This is a genomic window from Shewanella carassii, from assembly GCF_019670705.1.
GTDB classification, from domain to species: domain Bacteria; phylum Pseudomonadota; class Gammaproteobacteria; order Enterobacterales; family Shewanellaceae; genus Shewanella; species Shewanella carassii.
The window spans coordinates 4068475-4091026 of the sequence record NZ_AP024618.1 but is presented as its reverse complement, the minus strand read 5'-3'; the positions used below and the strand labels follow the sequence as shown (position 1 = coordinate 4091026).

Genomic DNA, 22552 nt, shown 5'->3' with positions numbered 1-22552 from the left:
GTTTGAGCTACTGGCTAAATAGCTCAGTTATTAAAACCAATATTGCAGGTGAATGTTGAATCGACCATTCCACTCCTTATCACTGTCCTCTAGACCTAGACTATTGTCACCCAGCCATAGAACATTTTTGGCATGATAATAGTCGACATATACAAAGAATTGTTTGTATGAAAGAGAAACCCCAGTACTATTAAGTACAGAGTCATCAAATTTTGACTCATCTGGAGTCAAAATGCTGAAGTCGTTGTAGAAGGTGAATTGACCACCCCATTGAGTATCGACAACTTTTGACAGGTTGAAGGTCATGATGTCGCCTTTGGCGGCTACTTCATAAAAACCATTTACTGCACCAACACCAATTTTTGAAGTATCGATTTGACCATCATCATATTGATCAAAGTCATATTTCAAATACTGGAGTTGTACACCCCAACCACGATATTTGGCATCCAGGTGAACGGCATAGTTCAGGTTGTCTCCTGATTCATCGGCTACTGGATTATAAAGTTGGCCGTATTCAGCGGAGGCTCCCAGGAGTACTTGCCAGTTGTCATTTTCCCATCTGTAGGTCTCACGCAGACTGACTGTATTGTATTCCTTGTTATTGTAGGTAGTGCCATTGACTGTGCCTGAACTTATGGTGCCGGCGAAGTTGCGATGGTCGCTGCCCTTGTAGAGAGAGCTCTGAATAAAAGAAAAATCAGTTTCGAAGTTATTGAATTTGTGGTTGATATTGAAACCAACACCATAGTCGTCTTCAAAGCCCAGGTAGTAGTTGAGGCTGTACCACCAGTTATGAGAAGCAAAGTTCTTGTTACCGAATGCCTTGTTGACCACCCCGAGCTGCAGGGTCAGATCTTCGTTGGCATTCCAGTAGGCATAACCGTTTTTAAGATAGTCATAGCCATCGGCAAAGCGGTATTCAGCGACAAATCCATAGTCTTCAAAATCTTGGGAGAGCTTTATTCCCAAGGTATTGAAATCGAAGTCACCACCCGTGGCCTTGGAAGCATCACTAAAGTCTTTAATACTGTAGTTAGCTCTTATTGAACCACTGATGTCCACCGCCATGCTTGGCGCGCTAAGCGTTAATCCTAATAGCATCAAGCTTAGGTTTTTTAGCTTGAACTTATTCATCCAGCATCCTCCGTTTTTAATTTGAACCGATTATGGTTTCGTAAATTAATAAAAAAATGTCGCGCCATCACAGTTTTGATTCGCCTGGATAAAATTATGTGATCAATGTCAATTAAATGCTCCAAAATGAACAGTTGAAGGTCGTTATATAATCAAATTTTACTATTAACCGATTAAAATTTAGATGCACTTCACAAAAAACACCTCGCCGAGCGAATTTGTTTGGTCTCTGGTGGGAATAGCTTGTATTAATAAAATAACGCTGATGATTGGGAGAGGTTTTCTTAATTAACTCAATAATCAATTAAGCAACTCTAAATTTGGTTGGCATGAATTAATCTGATGTCCATTTGTGATATTGAATGGATTTGGCGGTTTATTTTCTTTTTCCCAGAGTCAGGGACTGTATTTGTGTGACATAAGCCAGAAGTTTTATAGGTTATGGGTTTTAGGTCACCAATATAGATGTATGCAAACCGGTAGAGATAAATGTTTATAGTGATACTTAGACTGGAGATAAGATGAAGATCATTGCATGTTATAAGCTTGTCCCGGAAGAGCAGGATATCAAAGTCATTCCCAACCTTCCTGTAGACACAAGTAATGTGAATAAAAAAATTGGCCAATTCGATCTGTGTGCCGTTGAAGCCGCAGTGCAACTGAAGGCCTCCCAGAGTGACTGCAGCGTGATTGCGCTGAGTATTGGTGCCGATGCCTTGGCGGCTCCCAAAGCCTGTAAAGATATTCTTTCAAGAGGCCCGGATGCACTGACTCTGGTCTGCGACCCTAAGTTGGAACAGGTATTGCCGCATGAAACTGCCAGAGTGCTGGCGGCGGCGGCCAAACAGGAAGGTTATGACCTGATCCTCTGCGGTGACGGTTCCGGTGACCTCTATGCTCAGCAAGTAGGCTTGCTGCTTGGTGAATTGCTGCAAGTGCCTTGCATCAATGGTGTTAGCAAGATTCTGGAAGTCGCCAATGGTGTGGTCCGGGTCGAGCGCGAGCTGGACGATGAAGTTGAAGAGCTGGAGTTGTCACTCCCTGCCGTGTTGGCCGTTTCTGCCGATATCAACGAACCTCAAATCCCTTCAATGAAAGCCATTCTGGCCGCAGGTAAAAAGCCGGTCAACAAGTTGGCTTATGCCGAACTGGCGCTGGAAGAGATCCCACAACTGGTTGAGCTGGTGTCTATTACTGCGCCTGAGCAGAAGGCTCGCAAACAGATCATCATCGAGGGTGATGACGATGGCCAGGTTGCCGAGTTTGTCGGTCATATTGGCAACGTATTGAATTGAGGGGGATGAAATGAGCAAGCTAGCAAATGTTTGGGTTTTCAGCAGTGAGGCCACTCGTCTTCCCGAAGTAATGGCCGCCGGTCTGCAACTGGGTAACAGTGTTTCTGTATTTGTCTTGGGTGGTGCTGATGAAGTCGCCAGAGCTGCAGCACTGGGTGCAAACAAGGTGTATCACCTGGGTGAGAAGGATTCTAGCCGCATAGTTGAAGATTATGCTCTGACCATGGCCAAGGCCATTGAAGCCGAAGCGCAGCAATCTTTGGTCTTGCTGCCTGCCAGCCGTCGTGGCAAGGCGTTGGCTGCCAAGCTGGGTGTACGCCTGAGTGCCGGGGTTTTCAATGATGCCGCCGAACTCACAGTCGATGGTGAAGGCCATGTGGGTGCCAAGCACCTGGTCTACGGTGGCCTGGCCATAGGTGAAGAGAAGATCACCTCTCAAATTGCCGTAGTGACTCTGGCTGCCGGTGCCTTCAAGGAGTTGCCTGTCGAAGAAGCGGGTCGCAGCGCCGAAACTATCGCTCTGGAATTTGTTGCCCCTGCCAATGGGATTCGTTGCCTGGCTCGTCGGCCAAAAGAAAAGTCCAATGTGGATTTGGGTAAGGCTAAGCGCGTTATCGGTGTCGGTAACGGTATCGGTTCTCTGGATAACCTGAAGTTGCTTGAACAGCTGGCCGACAATGTGGGAGCCGAACTGGGTTGTAGTCGCCCGATCGCCGAAACCGAAAAATGGATGGAGCGTGAGCGCTACATTGGGGTTTCAGGTGTGATGATCAAGCCTGATGTCTATGTGGCTGTCGGTATTTCCGGTCAGATCCAGCACATGGTCGGTGTCAATGATTCCCAAACCATTATCGCCGTCAACAAAGATAAGAATGCCCCCATTTTCCAGTATGCGGATTACGGCATTGTCGGTGATATCAACAAGATAGTTCCAGCCTTACTGAACAGTTTCAAAGGTTAACTGTCTGGCCCGACTACCGGCTCAAGGGGCCGGTAGTCTCGAATTCAAGAGAGGATCAGCATGTCAGAAGATGCATTTGACGCAATCATAGTGGGAGGCGGACTCGCCGGCTGCGTTGCTGCCTATGTCCTGGCCAGTCAGGGCGCCGATGTTCTGGTGATTGAACGCGGCAACTATGCCGGGGCCAAGAATATGACTGGCGGTAGACTCTATGCTCATAGCCTGGAAAAGATCATGCCTGACTTTGCCAAGCGGGCACCGCTGGAGCGTAAGGTCACCAAGGAAAAAGTATCGTTTCTCACTGATGATACAGCAGTAACTCTGGACTATCACAACGGCCGTGGTCAGGAGCCGGTAGAGGAATCTTATACTCTGCTCAGGGGCACTTTCGACCAGTGGTTGGCCGAACAGGCCGAGGAAGCCGGGGCTCAGTTTATTACCGGTATTCGGGTCGAAAAAATTCTCAAGGAAGACGGTAAGGTTGTTGGTGTAGAAGCCGATGGCGATTCACTGCTGGCCAAGACAGTGATTCTGGCTGAAGGAGTCAATCCACTTCTGGGTGAGCAGATCGGCATGGTGAAGCCCAAGGTGCAAGCCAGTGCCATGGCGGTCGGTGCCAAGGAGCTGATTGCCCTGTCCGAGCAGCAGATTAAGGATCGCTTTAATGTCAGTGGTGACGAAGGGGTTGCTTGGTTGTTTGCCGGTTCACCTTCCAATGGTCTCTTGGGTGGGGGCTTCCTCTACACCAATAAAGACACAGTCTCTCTGGGCGTAGTGTGTGGTTTGCACCATATCGAAACTTCCTCCAAGACAGTGCCGCAGATGCTGGAAGACTTCAAGAATCATCCGGCGATCAAGCCTTTGATTGAAGGCGGCAAGCTGCTCGAGTACTCAGGCCACGTGGTTCCCGAGGCCGGACTGAACATGGTGCCCAAGCTGGTGGATGATGGTGTCTTGATTGTCGGCGATGCCGCAGGTTTCTGTATCAACGTGGGCTATACGGTTCGCGGAATGGACTTGGCTATTGCATCCGGTGAGGCTGCAGCCAGAGCCGTGCTCGCAGCCAAGGCCAAGAATGATTTCAGTGCCGCTGGACTCAGTGCCTATCAAACACTGTTGGACAACAGCTTTATCATGAAAGATCTCAAGCTGTACCAGAAATTACCCGCCTTTATGGAGAACCCAAGGATCTTCAATCAGTATCCCAAGCTGGTCGCCGATCTCATGCAGGAGATGTTCACCATAGATGGCAGCGCCTCGCAGCCTCTGCGCAAGACCCTGATGAAGCATGCCAAAGAAGTGGGTTATATGAATCTGATTAAAGATGGTATTAAGGGGATGACAGCGATATGAGCGAGCCAGTCAATGTTGATGTGAAGCTGGGGGTAAACAAGTTCTATGTTGATGAAGGGCATCCACATATTGAGCTTGTTGAAAACCCGGATATCAATGAATTTCGTAAATTGGTCAACGCCTGTCCTGCAGGGCTTTATAAAATTCAGGACGACGGCAGCCTAAAATTTGACTCTGCCGGTTGCTTGGAATGTGGCACCTGTAAAATGCTTTGCGGCGAGACCATTATCAAGAAGTGGGAATATCCTAGAGGCACGTTTGGTGTCGAGTATCGCTATGGTTAGTTTCAAATGAAAACACTGGATCTGAAACTAAGTTAGTTTTCTAACGAGCTCGATTGTGCAAATTGAGAGCACATATTTAATGGCGTAAAGCTAATTTATGAATTTGGTATACTCCCATTTTAAGTGTTGTGCTCTTATTTATTTTGATTTTTGAACCAATTTAAACCTTGTCTGCAACTTATGTAGTTCGTTAACTCTAACCTTTTCTCACTTTTGAGCTTCAGATTTGTTTTAATTCCATTTTTTATTCAGTATTTCTCAGTTGAGAAGTCAAGCTGAAGATTAATGGCACATTTTTGAACGAATAAATCAAGATGTTTATTGATTTAATATAAGAGATTGGCATATGAAAGCTAAAAAGTTCGATGAAATGGAGTTTACGCCATTACATAAGAAAATCATGTTTTGGGGCAGTGGTGGCCCCTTCCTCGATGGCTACATTCTGGTCATTATTGGTTTGGCGCTGGAACAGCTGATCCCCGAGATGCAGTTGGATGCCAACTGGATTGGTTTGGTTGGGGCATCTACCCTGGTGGGCCTGTTTGTCGGTACTGCGCTCTTTGGCTATGTGGCAGATTTGTTTGGCCGCAAATTGATGTTCCTGATAGATATCATAGCGATAGCCGTGCTGTCAGTCGCCACTATGTTTGTCTCCTCCCCAATAGAGTTAGTGGTGATGCGCTTCCTTATCGGGGTGGTGATCGGCGCCGATTACCCCATAGCCACCTCCATGGTGGCCGAGTTCTCTCCCACCAAGAAGCGCGCCTTTACCATGGGTTTTATCGCGCTGATGTGGTACGTGGGTGCAACGGCGGCCAATGCGGTTGGTTATCTGCTTTATGATCTCGAGGGTGGCTGGCGTTGGATGCTTGGCAGCGGCTTGATCCCTTGTTTGGTGATCCTGCTTGGACGTTTCCATCTGCCCGAGTCACCCCGCTGGTTGCTGCGTAAGGGCCGGGTCGCCGAGTATAAACGAGTGATGCAAGAATACTTTGGCGGTAATGTTCATATTGAAGCGGAAGAAAAGAGCGATACTCAGTATCGTAAGCTGTTTGAAAAACGCAACTTCACCATGATCATCTTTATCGGCACTATCTGGACCTGCCAAATTATCCCCATGTTTGCCATTTACACCTTTGGGCCACAGATAGTGGGGGCCCTGGGCTTTTACGACGGTAAAGATTCGGCGCTTGGTAATATCATCATCAGTGCCTTCTTTATTATTGGTTGTATTCCGGCCATGTATTGGCTCGACTCCATCGGCCGCAGGCCACTGCTTATCATTAGCTTTGCCATGATGACCTTGTCACTGGCGATGCTGGGGCTGGTGTCCTCGCCTGGTATCTGGTTGGTGATTGCAGCCTTTGGCATGTATGCCTTCTGCTCCGGTGGCCCGGGGATCTTGCAGTGGCTCTATCCCAATGAGTTGTTCCCCACTGATATCCGTGCTTCGGCCGTAGGGGCCGTGATGTCTTTCAGCCGCATAGGGACCATACTCTCGACCTATGCCTTGCCTGTATTTATGAATGCTTATGGGGTTTCCTGGACCATGATGGCCGGCGCCGCTATTTCATTGCTGGGCTTGGTAGTGTCTATTATGTTGGCCCCGGAAACTCGCGGCATGAAGCTGGCGGACACTTGTGTCGCCGGCTTTGTCCAACGCTGAGCGGCAAAACCTCGGATATAGCCGCCTCCATCGAGGCGGCGATAATTTCAACGATCGGCGACATAAGGATTGTGGCGCCGCTCTTCTGCAAAGGTGGACATGGGACCATGGCCGGGAATAAAACTCACCTCTTCACCCAGAGGCCAGAGTTTGTGCTTGATGGAATTGAGCAGTGCCGCATGATCCCCGCCGGGAAAGTCGCAGCGGCCTATGGAGTGTTTGAATAACACATCGCCAACCCAGGCCAACTTGAGTGCAGGGGCAAAGAATACTAAATGCCCAGGGGTATGACCCGGACAATGAATCACCTGAAGCTGTAACTCACCCAACTGAATCACTTCGTCTTGCTCCAGAAAACGATCTGGATAAAACACCTCACAATGGGGGAAATGATATAGCCGAGCTTCATCCGGTAGCATATCAAACAAGAATTTATCATCTTTATGGGGGCCAAGTATTTCTGCCGATGTTTTATCGGCCAATAATTTGGCAGCACCAATGTGATCTATGTGACCATGGGTTAAAAGTATTTTTTCAAGTTTTAACTGATGCTGTTCAATGAACGCAATGATCTTTTCTATTTCACCACCTGGATCAATAATGGCGGCTTTTTTACTGTCTTCATACCAAAAAATGCAAGTATTTTGTTGGTAGTGAGTCGTTGGGATTATTTTGATTTTTACATTATTTGACATTTATATCTCCATATTTGTGAATTCAAAATGAGTCTACAGTTTAATGCCTTGATTGAGTTGATGTTGGTCATGAATAAGAATGATTTTTGTCATTTAATAATATTTTATTAAGTAAATGAACGGGATTGGACTTTAATTTTGTATGCTATTGTCTGATAATCTATGTTATCTGAGTTATTCACTGAATGACTCACTTTGGTTAGATGGATTTTCTATTAATTGAATCATTTTGTAGCGTTTTGTCTGGATTGACTCGAATATGTGCAGAGTTATACTGCCTTGGTTCCTGTCCAGATGTTTAGACAGGTGGGCTGCTTACTGATGAAGACTTGCTGAGGTATCGATGAACTATCGACTGACGAACGAACAAGAAGCATTTATTGCAGGAGTAAGAGAGCTGATGTCACAGGAGGACTGGGAAAGTTATTTTTCCGCCTGCGACGACAGCAACGAATATCCTGAGCGTTTTGTCAGAGAACTGGCCAAGCTAGGGCTGGATAGTTTGCTGCTTCCGGAAGAATACGGCGGCAGCGATGCCGGTCTGGTGACACTGGCCTTGATCTGGGAAGAACTGGGTCGCCTCGGTGCGCCAACCTATGTGCTTTATCAGATGGCGGGATACCCCACTATTTTGCAGGAAGGTACCCAGGAGCAGATCGATAAGATCATGGCCTATATAGGTACCGGCAAACAGGTGTGGAACTCGGCGGTCACCGAACCGGATGCCGGCTCGGATGTGCGCAGTCTGCAGACTACTTATACCCGAAAGAAGGGCAAGGTCTACCTCAATGGCACCAAATGTTATATCACCAGTGCCGCCGAGACCCCTTATCTGGTGGTGATGGCCAAAGATTCTGCCAGCTTTGAACCGATTTTCTCCGAGTTTTTTGTCGATATGAATAAACCGGGGATCTCAGTCAGCCTTATTCCTAAGCTGGGGTTGAAAATGGATAGCTGCTGCGTGGTGAAGTTCGACAACGTGGAGTTGGAAGAGAAGGACTTCTTTGGTACCGAAGGCAACGGTTTTGCCAGGGTGAAGAAGGAGTTTGATCTGGAGCGTTTCCTCATTGCCTGCAGCAACTATGGCTGTGCCTATTGCGCCTTTGAAGATGCCGCCCGTTACGCCAACAAGCGGGTACAGTTTGACTTGCCTATCTCCAAGACGCAGCTGATCCAGGAAAAGTTTGCCTATATGTCGGTGCAGCTCACCAACATGAAGAACATGATTTATCACACCGCCTGGAAGGCCGACAACGGCCAGATGACCCCGGGCGATGCCGCCAAGTGTAAGCTCTACTGCTCCAAGGCGGCCTTTGATGTGGTCGACAATGCCATGCAGGTGTTTGGCGGTCAGGGGATCACTGGCGAGCATCGCATTAGCCGCTTCTGGCGCGATCTGCGGGTCGACAGAGTTTCCGGCGGCTCGGAAGAGATGCAGGTGCTGACGCTGGGCCGGGAAGTGCTCAGGGAGTATGTGTAACAGGCGCTGCTTCGTAGCGTTATTTCATTGAAAAGGCCCGCGAATGCGGGCCTTTGACTGCAATGGTTTTAGAAGTCGTATCTTAAACCTATGCTGGTGATAGTGTCGTCAAAGTCACTGTAACCCTTGGCATCGAACTGGCCGATTTCGGTGTGGACTCTGGTGGACTTGGACAGCTGATACTCGGCGCCTATGCCCCATTGGCTGATCTCAGGCACTGTCTGGGCTGCTTGTCCCAGGGCATCGTAAATTCGCGTGGCTATGAGTCCGGTTCCCGAATCATCTTGGCCGTACTGGGCCTTGAGCATTAACTTGTCCAGTTGATAGGAGGCACTGACAATAAATCCTGTGCCCTCCCGCGCCTGCCATTGCGGCTTGGCCGGATTGACCAATTCCGAGTGTTGGATCAGGGTTCCCAGCTTGAGCTGCTGCAGCTTCCAGTGCCCCACCAGGCGCCAGGCCTTGATATCTTCCACTCCGTCTGAGTAGGCGGCGGCCAGATACAGATCGCCTTGCTTGAGACGCTTATCACCCCAGCTCAATGCCAATTGGAAGTTGCCGTTGTCACGACGAGCATCATCCGTGTCAAAGTGGTTGTCTTCCAGCAGGTAGCTGACCCCCAGTTGCCAGCCGTGCCAGTTTGGCGTGCGATATTCCAGTGAGTCGCCCCAACGTTTATCCCCGGCCATTAGGCGATCGTGTTTCATGCTGTAGTTATCGAACACATCGACAAAGCCTTTGGTCATCTTGAACACAGGCTCCATGCGTCCGGCCGCCAGCGAGCCCCATTCTTGATGCCGTAGTCCGAGAAAGGTCGATCTCGCCGATACGGGTTTATCGCCCGCATCCTGTGCGGCGGCGTTGACTCCAAGCTCAATCTGGTAGAAGACTTGCCAGTCGCTGCCAAGATCGTTCTGCCCCCGGACGCCCAGGCGAGTGAAGTTGTTTTCCAGCACTGTGCCTGACTTGGCTTTATGGGTGGCGCTGCCCGAGTCCGAGTGGGTGACCGAATAATCCAAGCGGCCATAGAGAGTCGGGGCGGCGCTGACGGCTCCGGAAAAGGCGGCGAGGGCTGTGATAGCCAGTGGTAATTTTTTCATCTTGACCTCTGAATTCAGTGGCTGAAATTGGAGAATGTGAACTGGTGGCAGTCGTTACATAACACCTTTGCCGGCTTATGCTCGCCGTGGCACACGGTGCAGGGCACATCGGCTCCCCAGTGGGGGGCATCGTGTGGGTTGGGCTTACTGTCACGGGTTTGCTCGGCAATTTGCTGGTAATCGCCATGGCATTCGAGACAGGCGGTTTCTGTTGCTGGGCCTTTGGGGGCACCTAAGTGACAGGTCTTACAGTCCTTTTCTTGATACATGAAGGCGTGGTTGCTGCGGCCTTCGCGGGAGCTGGACATCTTGGTCAGTTCGCCGGCCCAGGCTTGGCTCGCCAGCAAGGTGCCCATCAACAGGGCTGAGATCAGTGAAGTTTTCATGGGCGACTCCTTAAGCTTTGGCAACTTGTTCACCGGCAATCACCCCAAAGGCGAAGGCATCCGGGCAGGAACAGGCGGTAAGACGAATACGGCCGAACAAGCCACCCGTGGCTTCGCCGCAGGCATACAGCCCCTTGATGGCTTGCCCTGTGGTTAGCGAGATGACCTGGGCTTGTTCATTGATTAGCACGCCACCTTGGGTGTAATTGAACTTCGGACGAGCCTTGATGGCATAGAAGGGGGCGCGTTTGACACTGACCTGCTTCAGGGCCTTGAAGTCTTTACCGAACTGGCTGTCGGTGCCGGTTTGGGCATCGGCGTTGTACTGCTTGAGTGTCGCCTTCAGGCCAGGTAGATCTATGCCTTCGCCCTGGGCCAGGGCTTCGAGCGTGTCGTAGCGTTGCATCATGCCTTCTTCCAATGCCAGCTGCAGGCGCTGCTTGTCGTGGAAGTTGTCTATGCCATCCTGGTCATAGATGTTCAGCGGGAAGCGACCATTGTTGCGATCCATTATGTTGCAGATGGCTTCAGCCACTACTTGGCGGTTATTTCGCTCGCTGATGAAACGTTTGCCGCTGGCCGGGTCGACCAAGGCGCCCCACTGCAGATCTTCGGTGGGAATATCGAAGGCAAAACGCATCAGCGACAGGTGCACGGTTTGCGCGCCGGCGGCCACCAGAGCCTTGAGCGCACCGGCCGTGGCACCTCTGTGGGTGGTGGTGGGAATGTATTCGCGGATATTGGGAAACTCGGCCGAGCGGAATTCCACATCGCGGCTGTAGCCTCCCACGGCCATGACCACACCTCTACGCACTCGATAATGCTTGATAATGCCGCTGCGGTTGTCACGATCATCGTTGGCCAGGGCGGGATCGAAGTGGTATTGCTCCCGGACCTGCAGCCCCAGCACATCGCCATTTTCGTTCTGGATCAGCCGCTCGAACTTGACCCGGCGGCGGATCTCACCCTGCAGCTCCTGGGTGTAAAAGGCTCGCAGTGGTCTTAGGATCCCCTTGCCGCCGCCATTGACCGGATACAGGGTTCTGGGCACTGAATGGCCTCCCAGGCTCTTGAGCTTGTCGTGGAAGCGGCAACCGCGCTCTATTGCCCAAGGCAGCACCCGGGTCGTGGTTTCAGCCATGGTCAGCGTGAGATTTCTATGGTTCTGGAAACCTCCGGCGCGACTGATATCTTCGGCAAACAGTTCGGCCGAGTCATGGATACCGTCTCGCTGTTGTAGATGACTGTTGACCACGGAGAAGTTGAGTCCGGAGATCGCCGACGTTCCGCCGAGTACCGGCATTTTCTCGATGATGATGGTGTCGGCGGCGCCTTGCTCTTTGGCGCGAATGGCGGCGCAGGTACCGGCCAACCCGCTGCCGACCACCACGACATCGAAAGTTTCATCCCATTGGACTTGGGGTTTGCTGCTCTTGTCGGCAGCCAGAGCCACAGGTGCCAGTCCCAGGGCGGAAACGGCCAGCCCTCCCTTGAGAAAAGCCCGCCGGCTTTGCGTCACTTTAGCGTTCATATCAGCCTCTCTTTTTGTTTGCATGGCACCATGGAATCAAAATCATCGGCGCCGCTATATAGCGGTTTTCCGAAAGCGAATCTCAGATGTGAAGCCGATCAACTCCCGCGCTTAAAGCCGCTTGTCGCGGCATGAAATAACGCATAATGGCGAGGTGTTTAATGCTTAACTAATTTGCCATGTGCCGTTATTTGCCAAGCGTGTTGTTGCTGTTTTGCCTGTGCCTGCCCCAGGCCTGGGCCGATATCCGTATCGGTATCCTCACTTTTGGTGAGCCGGCCGATACGCTCTTGGCCTGGCAGGACACGGCGACAGCAATAAGCGAGCATACCGGCCAGAGGGTGACTCTGTTGCCTCTGACTCCGGCTGAGCTGGATCAACAGGTGAGCCAAGGCGCTTTGGATTTTATTCTCGCCAATCAATACGCCACAGTGGGTTATAAGAAAGACTATGGTGTCAGCCAGTTATTGACGCTTATACCCAGAGATGGCCGGGATCCGGAACTGGCGATGGGGTCGACGCTGGTGGCCCGCCCCGAGGTGCAACTGACGAGTTGGCAGCAGTTGTCACAATTGAGGATCATCTCTACCGATCCCAAGGCTTTCGGCGGTTTTCTAATCTTCAGCGGTGAACTGGCGCGGCGGGGGATCAACCCTGCCACCGAGCTCAAGGCGTTGCAGTTTGTTGGCTTTCCGCAGACCGCTTTGTTGGACAGGTTGCTGAGCGGCGAGGCCGATCTGGCGGTATTGCCCGCCTGTGTGCTGGAGCAGGCCATCGCTTCCGGGCGTTATCCCAAAGAGGCGTTTAAGGTGTTGCTGGCGGAAAAGCCCCCTGGGTTTCAGTGCCAGGTATCGAGCCGTTTATATCCCTATACCGCCCTGTCCAAGCCGGGTCACACAGATAGTGCCCTGGCAACCGAAGTGGCCAGGGCACTGCTGGCGCTGACTGAGGATTCAGCCGCGGCCAAGGCGGGCGGGTATGCGGGTTGGTCTGTGCCGGTGAACGACAGCAGCGTGTTTGCGCTGCGGCGCACTTTGCAGCAATGGCCGTTTCAAACCAACTGGCACAGGGTGGTTTCAGGTGTGGCTCCCTGGGTGGGGGCCATCTTGTTGTGCCTACTGTTGGGGTATCTGCATCACTTACGGATAAAACGTCTGGTGGTGCAGCGCACCGGGGCACTGCGCAGCGAAATGGAGCAGCACAGCCGAACCCAAAAGGCTCTGCTTGAGCAGCGGAATCAGTTTTATCGGGCGCAGAGGGTACTACTGACTGGTGAAATGGCCTCAGGTATCTCTCACGAACTCAAGCAGCCTCTGGCCGGGATCCGCTATCTGGCCCAGGGGTGTCTGTATCGTCTGGGAGACGAGCAGCAGGAGATCAAAGACGCCCTCAGCAAGCTTATCAGCCAGGTGGACAGGGCCCAGGATACGATTCGCCGATTACGGGAGTTTTGTCAGCAGCCCTGTGAGCGTCGCTGTTTTCGTCTGGACGAGCTCATTCGCGACACCCTGGCGCTGACGGCGCCCGAGCTCAAGCGTCTGGGGGTTGTCCCTGTGTGTGAGTTGCAAGCCGTGACCATAGATGGGGATGCCAACTTGTTGCAGCAGGTATTGGTCAATCTGTTGCTCAATGCCTTGGATGCCATGGAGCAGAGTGAGGAACCCTGGTTAAGACTCAGTCTCGAGTACAACGCCAATCAATGTCGGCTGACGATATCCGATGCGGGCACTGGCTTGAGTGAGGCTCAGCTTGAACGGCTGTTTTTCCCGTTTGAAACCAATAAGAGCAACGGCCTGGGGTTGGGGATGATTATCTGCAAACGTATTGTGGAAGAACATGGTGGCAGCATCAGTGCCCACAACAGCGAGCGCGGCTTGGACATGGTGGTGGTACTGCCGAGGAGAATCGATGATGACCCCTGTATATCTGGTTGATGATGATCAGGATGTGCTTGAATCACTGCAGTGGATGCTCAAGGGCCAAGGCATAGAGGCAGTTGGTTTTGACTGTGCGGCAAGCTTCCTGGATGGTGCGGCCTGGCAACTGCCCGGGGTACTGGTACTCGATGTGCAGATGCCCGGCATGGATGGGATCAGTCTACATCAACAACTGCTGCAAGCGTCCAGTCCATTGGCGGTCATCATACTGACAGGTCATGGCAATATCGCCATGGCGGTAAAGGCGATGCAGCAAGGGGCGATGGATTTTCTCGAAAAGCCAGTCGATGGTGATCGGCTGCTTGAACTGCTAAGCAAGGGCGCAGCCCTGACGGCGCAGCGTTTTACTGTCGGCAGTGAACAGGCCGAGATCCGTTCCCGTCTGGCAACCTTGACCCCGCGGGAGCGAGAAGTGATGCAAAGAGTGTTGGCGGGCAAGCTCAACAAGGTGATTGCCGCCGAGCTCTACGTCACCCAGAGAACGGTGGAGCTGCATCGAAAGAAAGTACTGGAGAAGATGGCCGTCCACAATGTGGCCGAGTTGGCCTTCCTGTTGGCCAAGCTGCAACCGTTACCTAGCTGAAGCCTTACTGCAGTTGGTACTGGATAACTCCGTCCTGGGTCAGGCGGAAGATCCACAGGGAGTCGCCTTCGCGGTAATACCAGCTGTTGGCCAGACCTTCTTCGGCTTTTAACTGAGAAGTGAACTCGCTCATCGCCGACGCGGGCAGGCGGAAACTGCCGCTGGAGCTGTTGTTGTCCAGATCATTGTTGACCTTTATCTCTGTGGCCGAGGGCGGCAATATCGGCGGCAGCCAGCCACGCTCGAATACTCCTTCAGCCCGGGCTTCGGCCTCGGTGGGGTATTGTTCGCTGATGACATCGCTGCAACCCCAGAGTAAGGCGGTTAATGTCAGCATGGAGCTGATGGAAAGGGAACGCATCAGGGGTTTCATCTTGGGCTCCTTGTCAGAGAAATGGTGTTCTACTGTAACAAAGGCGGCCTGTACCTAGTCTGAAGCCAAGGTGCTTTCAGCTGTTTTGCTTTTTCTGGACGCTTGGTTTATGGCCATAGGCCCCTTTGTTGACTCGCCTAACATGCAGGCATCAATCCACATGGGTCATTAAAGCTGTTGCAGACTGGCTAGCAAACGGTCCATCGCCCGATAACCCAGGGCCTGGGCCAGATGGCGTCGCTCGACCATGGGACTGAGCTGCAGATCGGCTATGGTGCGCGCCACTCGTTGCAGCCGATGAAAGCTGCGCACCGATAATCCCAGCTGATTGACACTCTGTTCGAGAAACGCCAGATCGCCGGGTTTGAAACCTGCCTGCTTCAATGCCTTACTGCCCAACTGACTATTAAGTACGCCGGCGCGGCTGAGTTGTAGTTCCCTGGCCGCAGCGACTCTGGCGGCTATCTGCTCACTGGTTTCACCTTGCGCCGTATCTGAAGTCAAGGCGCCTGGCGGGAGTTTGGGCACCTCAATGGTGAGGTCGAATCTGTCAATGAAAGGGCCTGACAGCCGGGCCAGGTAACGGCGGATCTGCTCTGGGCTGGCGCGGCTTCCCGGGCCGGCATCTCCACAAGGGCTGGGATTCATGGCGGCGATAAGTTGAAAACGGGCATCGAAGCGCAGTTTGGCTGCGGCGCGGGAGATGATGACATGGCCGGTTTCCATGGGTTCACGCAGGCAGTCGAGTACCTTGCGGGGAAACTCGGCAATTTCATCGAGAAACAGCACCCCCAGATGAGCCAGTGAAATTTCGCCAGGTTTGGGAATCGAGCCGCCACCCACCAAAGAGATGGCCGAGCTGGTATGGTGCGGAGCGCGAAACGGGCGGCGATAAAACTCCCCCGGCTCAGTGGCCATACCGGCCACTGAATGAATCGCAGCCACTTCCAGCGCCTCTTCATAACTCATGGGGGGCAGGAGTGAGATTATCCGGCTGGCCAGCATGGTCTTGCCTGTGCCAGGTGGCCCCAGCATCAGCAGGTTATGCCCGCCGGCGGCAGCGATTTCCAGCGCTTGTTTGGCTTGATATTGGCCTATGACCTCCGACAGGCAGTCACTCGAGTGGGGCTTGGATTGTTCCAGCCATTCGGTTCCCGGCACTATCCCCGGCAGGGTTTGCTGCCCGTGCAGATAGGCGGCGATATGTTGCAGGTGCTGGGCCAGGCAACACTGTTGATAGCCCACCAAATCCGCCTCACTGCGGTTATCCTGTGGCAATACCAGTTTGATGCCTCTTTGACGGGCGGCGATGATCACCGGCAGGATCCCAGTGCAGTGCCTGACCTCACCGGACAGCCCAAGCTCACCGACAAATTCATGATCGTCCAGGGATTTCAGTGGCAGTTGTCCGGATGCTGCCAGAATGCCAATGGCAATAGGAAGGTCGTAACGTCCACCCTGTTTGGGCAGATCGGCCGGTGCCAGATTGATAGTGATCCTGCGCATGGGGAATTCAAAACCCGCATTGATTATGGCGCTGCGGACTCTTTCTCTGGCTTCCTTGACCGAAGCTTCCGGCAACCCCACCAGATTGAAGGCCGGCAGGCCGTTGGAAAGGTGAGCTTCGACCAGTACCTGAGGCGCCTCCACACCTTTGGCGGCTCGGGTGGCAACTCTGGCTATGGGCATAACAGTTCCTTTGTTGTGCACTTCCCTAGATGTTCTAGAGTGTAGCAGTTGCTTTGAATTTCAGTATGGTACGAGGAAGGTGACAGGGGATTTCGCTCGTTTAGGGAGATCATGCTGCCGCTAAGTGATGGACGGTTTGTCATCGAGGAGCGTGAATCATAGGTGCGAACCCACTCTAACGGTTTAACCTTAGTCACCGGGCAACAACACAGTGAAGAGTCATATAACAGCCGGTATCGGGGACCGATTCGAGTAAAAATTATCACTGTCACGGCAAAAATTTCTCGTTATCATTATGTGAATTTTGTTGGTAGCTTGTGCTTGTATTGTCCGTGCTGCGCTGATGTGTCGGCACTTTACTCACACAAGGAAACAAAATGAAAAGCTTAACTCTGCTGCTGGCTGGTATGTTACTCAGCGGTGCTGCCTTGGCAGCCGATGAAGAAAACGCTCTGCCTCAAGCCAGCGAAACCGATATTCAGCAGTTTCTGCAAACTTGTTTGCAAATGGCTGATGAAGATGGTGTTCCCGTTGAAGAACGTCAACAATATCTGCTCGATTGCGTTAATGATCAGCTCACTGAAATGGGATATCAACCTCTGCAAAGCCTGCCGGAAGCGAACTAGTCGCGGCAATCTCATTCCGACCTCTCCCAGGACTTAATCATTTAAGTTGTTTGCCATGAGGAATAGTGGCTTACGGCCGAGTTTGTTTCCAGTGCCTTGAGTCGAGCCTGTGATTGGTCGGGGTGAATCTGGCTCATGGTATTTCACTCTTATCACCCATTTTGGGTTGTCCCGTGTAATGGGGAACCCAAGAAAGTCATCAGGAGTGGTTCTAGTCCCGTCATTTGCCGGTGAACTGTTGCAATATCTGCTGCAGTTCACCGCTTTTCTCCAGTTTGGTGATGCCCTCGTTGAAGTTTGTCAATAACGCCATTTTGTGTGGGCTTTGTCTCGAAACCAGCATATAGAAGGGCTCAGGATGCGTATCGGGTATGACTTGTGATACCAGCCCAATCGCTTGGGGATCACGGTTCATCAGTTTTAGGGTGCCAGCAAAAATTTCCAATCGTGCCAGAAAGAAATCACATCGCCCCCGTTGCAGTAACTCGGGGATCAATGGCAGATCTTTACTCAGGGATAAGGGGATGGCGTTGTCCCAACCGAAGTGGCGATAGTTGAAACCACGAATGCCACACACTGTGCCCATCTGCGCCAGCTCAGTCAATGAGTTGAATTGTAAGCCTTCCGGGAAGCGCCGTTTGAGGAAGACTACCCCGGGAGTGAGGTAGTAATAGGAGCGCGATAGCAAAAACTTACGCCTTCGCTCGGGATTGGCCGAGGCGCTCATGGCGGCATCTATCTTGCCCTGTTCCACTTCCAACATGCATCTTGGCCAAGGCAGGGCAATGATGTGTAACTGCCAGTCCGGTGGCGGAAACAGTCGATAAAGCAGCTGAATATCATAGCCGTCACTGTTATGGGACTTACGGCCATCTATTCTGGAAAAGTAATTGAAGGGGGGAAATTCAGACTCTTCGACACATATTTTTAATGGTACGCCATTAAGCTCGTTTGCTGCGTTGGAGACCGGTGAGATAAGCATCACTGTCAAAAATGCCGCAAATGGATATAATGTGAGCTTCATTCCGGTAGAAGAGGCCTGCAATGGGTTTCTTGGAGTATAGCAAAGCCACTCAATTTGCCATTTTACCGCCCATACCGGTAACCAGTTCGCCTTTCTGACCTCCCAGTCATTCCACTTTCAGGCCTGGACAAGGGCACGGCATAGAAGCGCTTTGTAACTAAGGTTTGTGTCAATAAGCCAACGTCATACCTAGGCTTTACACTTACCCTAACTTAAGGTGTTGTATGAGTTTATTCGATAATTTGGTGATTATCTTTTGCCTGATCGGAACCAGCTGCTTTTTTTCCATGTCTGAAATTGCCCTGGCCGCTTCCCGTAAAATTCGTTTGCGGCAGATGGCCGAGGAGGGAGACTTACGTGCCGAAAAGGTGTTGGCGTTACAAACTACGCCGGGTAGCTTTTTCACCGTAGTGCAGATTGGTCTCAATGCCGTTGCCATTATGGGTGGTATTGTCGGTGAGTCTGCTTTTACCCCTTACTTTGCCGCAGCCTTGGCTCATGTGGTTCCGCCGCCCTGGGTCGGACAGCTAAGCTTTGTGTTGTCTTTCGTGTTGGTGACCAGTCTGTTTATTTTGATCGCCGATCTGATGCCCAAACGGGTTGCCATGGCCTTACCGGAGAAAGTGGCCGTTAACTTGGTAAACCCCATGCTTGTCTGTATAGCCTTGCTGCGTCCCTTTGTATGGGTATTCAACGGCATGGCCAACGGTATCTTCAAACTGTTGCAGATACCTACTGCCCGCAATGATGAAATCACCCCAGATGATATCTACGCCATTATGGATGCCGGTGCCGAGGCCGGTGTACTGGATAAGGGCGAGCAGCAGATGATCGAGAATGTGTTCGAAATGCAATCTGTCAGCGTCACCTCGGCGATGACCGCCCGTGAGAGCCTGGTGTATTTCCTGCTGCAGGATGACGAAGACGCTATCAAGAAAAAAATCGCCGAGGATCCGCACAACAAGTTTTTGGTCTGTGATGGTCAGCTGGACAATATCAAAGGGGTGGTGGACGCCAAGGAACTGCTGCTGCGGGTGATCAACGGCCGCAAGATAGATTTGAAAGATACCTCGTTAGTGCGCAACTGCCTGATTATTCCCGACACCCTGAGCCTGTCGGAAGCCATGGAATATTTCCGTCATCACAGGGCCGACTTTGCCGTGGTGATGAATGAATACGCTTTGGTGGTGGGGATAGTGACTACTGACGATCTGCAAAGTGCGGTAATGGGCGCCTGGTCGCTGCATGAAAGTGAAGAACAGATAGTGCCCCGTGATGCCAACTCCTGGCTGGTGGACGGAGTGACGCCGATAACCGACGTGATGCGTGCCTTTGGTATTGAAGAGTTTCCGCAAAACCAAAACTATGAAACCATCGCCGGTTTTATGATGTACACATTGCGCAAGATCCCCAAGCGCACCGACTCGGTCAACTACGCAGGTTATAAGTTTGAGGTGGTGGATATAGATGCCTACAAGGTTGACCAGTTGCTGGTCACCCGCCTCTTGCCTCAGGAAGATCAGCTGCCCAAGGATGAAGAGTCACTCGATATTTAAGGTAAGCTCGAAGGGCGTGGCATACAGACCATAGACTGAGTTAAGCATTTTGCATAGGGCTCAGTTATAAGTGGTAAAGCCCGCCCGACTTTCCAAGCTTAGCTAAATCACTTCCAGAAACGCACTCACCAAGGGATCCTGGCGCCGCTTGGCCTTGCAGCAGCACCCGAGTTCAAAGGGGGCTATCTCGGCCGGTGAGGCCAGGGTTTTTATCCTCTCGCCCAGTGGACTGTTGGCTACCACTACATCCGGGGTGATGCTGACACCGCAGCCCAGAGCCACCATGGGCACTATCGCCTCGTGGCCCGATACCTGGGCATAGATATTGGCCTTGATCCCCATCGCCTTGAACCAGCGCTCGGCCCGTAAACGCCCGGGGCCGTGGTCGGGCACGATAAAGGGCAGTTGCTCCCAGGGAATAGGATTTTGCGCCAGCAGCGACTGCAGCTGACAGTTGATGGTGGGCGCGATAATCGATAGTGGTACCTCACCTATGGGGGCAAAGTGCAGACTCGGCGGAAAGTCCTGCGGCAGGGCGGCGATGGCGATATCCGCCCTCTGCTGCTGAATTTCCTGTACCGCATCGGCGGCATCACCCGTGGTGAGTTTGATGTCGACCAGGGGCTGCTGGCGGCGAAACTTATCCAATAGGGCCGGCAGGTGGCTATAGGCGGCTGTGACCGAGCAATAGAGTTGCAGCGTGCCCCTCAGCAGCTTTTGCTGCGGATCCAGCTCGCGGCGCAGCTCTTGCCACTGAGTCAGTGTCTGGCTGGCGAAGCGGCGAAAGGCTTCGCCTGCGTGGGTCAGGGTGACGCTGCGGTTGTCCCGCTCCAGCAGCTTGCTGCCCACTTCATCTTCCAGCCTTTGCAGGGTGCGACTTAAGGTTGAAGGGCTGACATGCATCCGGGTGGCGGTGCGGGAAAAATGCAGGGTGTCGCAGAGATCCAGATAGAGTTTTATCGCCCGAATATCCATGCCGTTTTGCCTCTCTTGTTGTTGCGTTTTGTGCAACATGACATGCCGAATATATCATTTCAAGCAATTTAAACCATGGGCTATAGTGATTTGCATCACTGAGCCGTTTCGGCTTGATCCCAGGAATTCGGTTAAACAGGTGGCTAAGATGGCAAATTACTTCAATACCCTGAATCTGCGGCAGCAGTTGGCACAGCTGAGCCAGTGCCGTTTTATGGAGCGCAGCGAGTTTGAAAACGGCTGTGACTATATCAAGGACTGGAATATTGTCATCCTTGGCTGTGGTGCCCAAGGTCTCAATCAGGGGTTGAACATGCGTGACTCAGGGCTGAACATCGCCTATGCCCTGCGCAGTGAAGCCATCGCCGAGAAACGCGCCTCCTGGCAGCGGGCTACCGAAAACGGTTTCAAGGTAGGCACCTTCGAAGAACTGATCCCCACAGCCGATCTGGTACTGAACCTGACTCCTGACAAGCAGCACACACCTGTGGTCAATGCGGTAATGCCCTTGATGAAGCAAGGTGCGACCCTGTCCTATTCCCACGGTTTCAACATAGTGGAAGAGGGGATGCAGGTGCGGCCGGACATCACTGTCATCATGGTGGCGCCTAAGTGCCCCGGTACCGAAGTGCGTGAGGAATACAAGCGTGGCTTTGGGGTACCGACACTGATCGCCGTGCATCCTGAGAATGATCCCAATGGCGACGGCCTGGAGATCGCCAAGGCCTATGCCAGTGCTACCGGCGGCGATCGTGCCGGTGTGCTGCACTCCTCGTTTATCGCCGAGGTGAAGTCTGATCTGATGGGCGAGCAGACCATTCTCTGCGGCATGCTGCAGACAGGGGCGATTCTGGGTTACGACAAGATGGTGGCCGATGGCGTTGAGCCGGGTTATGCCGCCAAGCTTATCCAGCAGGGCTGGGAAACCATCACAGAGGCGCTCAAACATGGTGGTATCACCAATATGATGGATCGCCTGTCCAACCCGGCCAAGATCAAGGCGTTTGAAATTGCCGAAGAGCTTAAGGTGTTGCTGACCCCGCTGTTTGAAAAACATATGGACGACATCATCAGCGGCGAGTTTTCCGCCACCATGATGGCCGACTGGGCCAATGACGACGCCAATTTGCTGCGCTGGCGTGAAGAGACCAATAACACAGGTTTTGAAAAGGCGCCGACCTGCGCCGAGCAGATAGATGAGCAGACCTATTTCGACAAGGGGATCTTCCTGGTGGCCATGATCAAGGCCGGGGTGGAACTGGCGTTCGATACCATGGTCGATGCCGGGATCATCGAAGAGTCGGCCTATTACGAGTCGCTGCATGAGACGCCGCTGATTGCCAACACCATAGCCCGTAAACGCCTCTATGAGATGAACGTAGTGATCTCGGATACCGCCGAATATGGCTGTTATCTGTTTAACCATGCCGCCGTGCCGCTGCTGCGTGACTATGTCAATGCCCTCTCTCCCGAGGTCCTGGGCGCCGGTCTCAAGGATTCGGGCAATGGGGTCGATAATCTGCGTCTGATCGAGGTCAACGAAGCGATTCGCCATACGGCCGTCGAGTATGTCGGTGCCGAGCTTCGAGGTTATATGACTGAAATGAAAAGGATAAACCTGCAAGATTGACGTAAACGTCAGCTTGATTGCCGCCGGCGGCAATCAAGCTGTTTAGGCGAGCCATTGGCGAGGGTGCCATAGCCAGGCCAAGTTGGAAGATTTTCAGGTTGTGAATTTTTTTGTTGTGTTCTGAAAACACTTTATGGTAATGGTTAATAAGTGCGCCGCCAAAGGGCTCGCCAAGCAGATAAATTGAATACAGGAAACTGTCTGAGAAATGTTTAACTTAAGCGCCAAGCTCCTCCTCGTGATTATTACCGTCGTGATTATTCCATCACAG

The 22552-nt window shown here is 52.1% G+C and carries 20 protein-coding genes; 11 read left to right on the top strand and 9 right to left on the bottom strand.

What is annotated here, in order from left to right; translation table 11 throughout:
- Positions 1 to 30: 30 nt before the first annotated feature.
- Positions 31 to 1137, bottom strand: coding sequence for a hypothetical protein (locus K5621_RS18270; RefSeq protein WP_157929059.1), 1107 nt, complete (start codon positions 1135 to 1137; stop codon positions 31 to 33).
- Between the two features lie 521 nt (positions 1138 to 1658).
- Here K5621_RS18270 and fixA point away from each other — a divergent pair.
- The 5 genes from fixA to K5621_RS18245 all read left to right on the top strand — a co-directional run bounded on the left by fixA (position 1659) and on the right by K5621_RS18245 (position 6696).
- Complete coding sequence (gene fixA, locus K5621_RS18265) at positions 1659 to 2432, top strand: putative electron transfer flavoprotein FixA (RefSeq protein WP_221049967.1); 774 nt, start codon at positions 1659 to 1661, stop codon at positions 2430 to 2432.
- Positions 2433 to 2442: 10 nt separating this feature from the next.
- On the top strand, positions 2443 to 3393 hold the full coding sequence (locus K5621_RS18260) for an FAD-binding protein (protein WP_100143427.1): 951 nt from the start codon (positions 2443 to 2445) through the stop codon (positions 3391 to 3393).
- Positions 3394 to 3453: 60 nt separating this feature from the next.
- Positions 3454 to 4746: an FAD-dependent oxidoreductase gene (locus tag K5621_RS18255; protein WP_215773801.1), complete on the top strand. Its 1293-nt coding sequence runs from the start codon at positions 3454 to 3456 to the stop codon at positions 4744 to 4746.
- Positions 4743 to 5030 (top strand): 4Fe-4S dicluster domain-containing protein, encoded by a 288-nt coding sequence (locus K5621_RS18250; protein ID WP_100143429.1) that lies wholly within the window; start codon positions 4743 to 4745, stop codon positions 5028 to 5030. The genes K5621_RS18255 and K5621_RS18250 overlap by 4 nt, the downstream gene beginning before the upstream one ends.
- Before the next feature lie 346 nt (positions 5031 to 5376).
- Positions 5377 to 6696, top strand: a complete 1320-nt coding sequence (locus K5621_RS18245) for an MFS transporter (protein ID WP_100143430.1) — start codon at positions 5377 to 5379, stop codon at positions 6694 to 6696.
- A 47-nt stretch (positions 6697 to 6743) separates the two neighbouring features.
- On the opposite strand, the gene K5621_RS18240 is transcribed toward K5621_RS18245, so the two are convergent.
- Complete coding sequence (locus K5621_RS18240) at positions 6744 to 7391, bottom strand: MBL fold metallo-hydrolase (RefSeq protein WP_100143431.1); 648 nt, start codon at positions 7389 to 7391, stop codon at positions 6744 to 6746.
- Positions 7392 to 7734: 343 nt separating this feature from the next.
- Here K5621_RS18240 and caiA point away from each other — a divergent pair, with 343 nt between their 5' ends.
- Positions 7735 to 8871, top strand: coding sequence for a crotonobetainyl-CoA dehydrogenase (gene caiA / locus K5621_RS18235; protein WP_100143432.1), 1137 nt, complete (start codon positions 7735 to 7737; stop codon positions 8869 to 8871).
- A gap of 68 nt (positions 8872 to 8939) precedes the next feature.
- Here caiA and K5621_RS18230 read toward each other — a convergent pair whose 3' ends face one another.
- Genes K5621_RS18230 through K5621_RS18220 form a run of 3 tightly spaced genes read right to left on the bottom strand, consistent with a single transcriptional unit; the run spans position 8940 to position 11888 of the window.
- Entirely contained in the window at positions 8940 to 9971 is a 1032-nt protein-coding gene (locus tag K5621_RS18230) for a porin (RefSeq protein ID WP_221049966.1), read from the bottom strand.
- A gap of 14 nt (positions 9972 to 9985) precedes the next feature.
- Positions 9986 to 10357 carry a cytochrome c3 family protein gene (locus tag K5621_RS18225; RefSeq protein WP_221049965.1) on the bottom strand — a complete coding sequence of 124 codons (372 nt, stop codon included), beginning with the start codon at positions 10355 to 10357 and terminating at the stop codon, positions 9986 to 9988.
- Positions 10358 to 10367: 10 nt separating this feature from the next.
- Entirely contained in the window at positions 10368 to 11888 is a 1521-nt protein-coding gene (locus K5621_RS18220) for an FAD-dependent oxidoreductase (RefSeq protein WP_221049964.1), read from the bottom strand.
- Positions 11889 to 12067: 179 nt separating this feature from the next.
- On the opposite strand from K5621_RS18220, the gene K5621_RS18215 reads away from it, so the two are divergent.
- Together K5621_RS18215 and K5621_RS18210 are read left to right on the top strand one after the other, a co-directional pair.
- A complete protein-coding gene (locus K5621_RS18215; protein ID WP_221049963.1) occupies positions 12068 to 13822 on the top strand; it encodes a sensor histidine kinase in 1755 nt (584 codons plus the stop codon).
- Positions 13797 to 14408: a response regulator transcription factor gene (locus K5621_RS18210; RefSeq protein ID WP_342370130.1), complete on the top strand. Its 612-nt coding sequence runs from the start codon at positions 13797 to 13799 to the stop codon at positions 14406 to 14408. Before K5621_RS18215 ends, K5621_RS18210 begins: the two co-directional genes overlap by 26 nt.
- 4 nt (positions 14409 to 14412) lie before the next feature.
- On the opposite strand, the gene K5621_RS18205 is transcribed toward K5621_RS18210, so the two are convergent.
- Together K5621_RS18205 and K5621_RS18200 are read right to left on the bottom strand one after the other, a co-directional pair.
- The gene (locus K5621_RS18205; protein WP_083399806.1) at positions 14413 to 14781 is read right to left on the bottom strand and encodes a YbbD-related protein; all 369 of its coding nucleotides are present in this window, start codon (positions 14779 to 14781) and stop codon (positions 14413 to 14415) included.
- 168 nt (positions 14782 to 14949) lie between these two features.
- Complete coding sequence (locus tag K5621_RS18200) at positions 14950 to 16470, bottom strand: YifB family Mg chelatase-like AAA ATPase (protein WP_221049962.1); 1521 nt, start codon at positions 16468 to 16470, stop codon at positions 14950 to 14952.
- A gap of 377 nt (positions 16471 to 16847) precedes the next feature.
- On the opposite strand from K5621_RS18200, the gene K5621_RS18195 reads away from it, so the two are divergent.
- Positions 16848 to 17096, top strand: coding sequence for a hypothetical protein (locus tag K5621_RS18195; protein ID WP_100143438.1), 249 nt, complete (start codon positions 16848 to 16850; stop codon positions 17094 to 17096).
- Between the two features lie 220 nt (positions 17097 to 17316).
- On the opposite strand, the gene K5621_RS18190 is transcribed toward K5621_RS18195, so the two are convergent.
- Positions 17317 to 18120: a substrate-binding periplasmic protein gene (locus tag K5621_RS18190; RefSeq protein WP_221049961.1), complete on the bottom strand. Its 804-nt coding sequence runs from the start codon at positions 18118 to 18120 to the stop codon at positions 17317 to 17319.
- Positions 18121 to 18344: 224 nt separating this feature from the next.
- Between K5621_RS18190 and paeA the strand changes: the two genes are divergently transcribed.
- Positions 18345 to 19676, top strand: coding sequence for a polyamine export protein PaeA (gene paeA / locus K5621_RS18185; RefSeq protein ID WP_221049960.1), 1332 nt, complete (start codon positions 18345 to 18347; stop codon positions 19674 to 19676).
- A 102-nt stretch (positions 19677 to 19778) separates the two neighbouring features.
- Here the strand turns inward: paeA and ilvY are convergent, their stop codons facing one another.
- The gene (ilvY, locus tag K5621_RS18180) at positions 19779 to 20651 is read right to left on the bottom strand and encodes an HTH-type transcriptional activator IlvY (protein WP_025010072.1); all 873 of its coding nucleotides are present in this window, start codon (positions 20649 to 20651) and stop codon (positions 19779 to 19781) included.
- A gap of 148 nt (positions 20652 to 20799) precedes the next feature.
- Between ilvY and ilvC the strand changes: the two genes are divergently transcribed.
- Positions 20800 to 22281: a ketol-acid reductoisomerase gene (gene ilvC, locus K5621_RS18175; RefSeq protein WP_100143441.1), complete on the top strand. Its 1482-nt coding sequence runs from the start codon at positions 20800 to 20802 to the stop codon at positions 22279 to 22281.
- Positions 22282 to 22552: the final 271 nt, after the last annotated feature.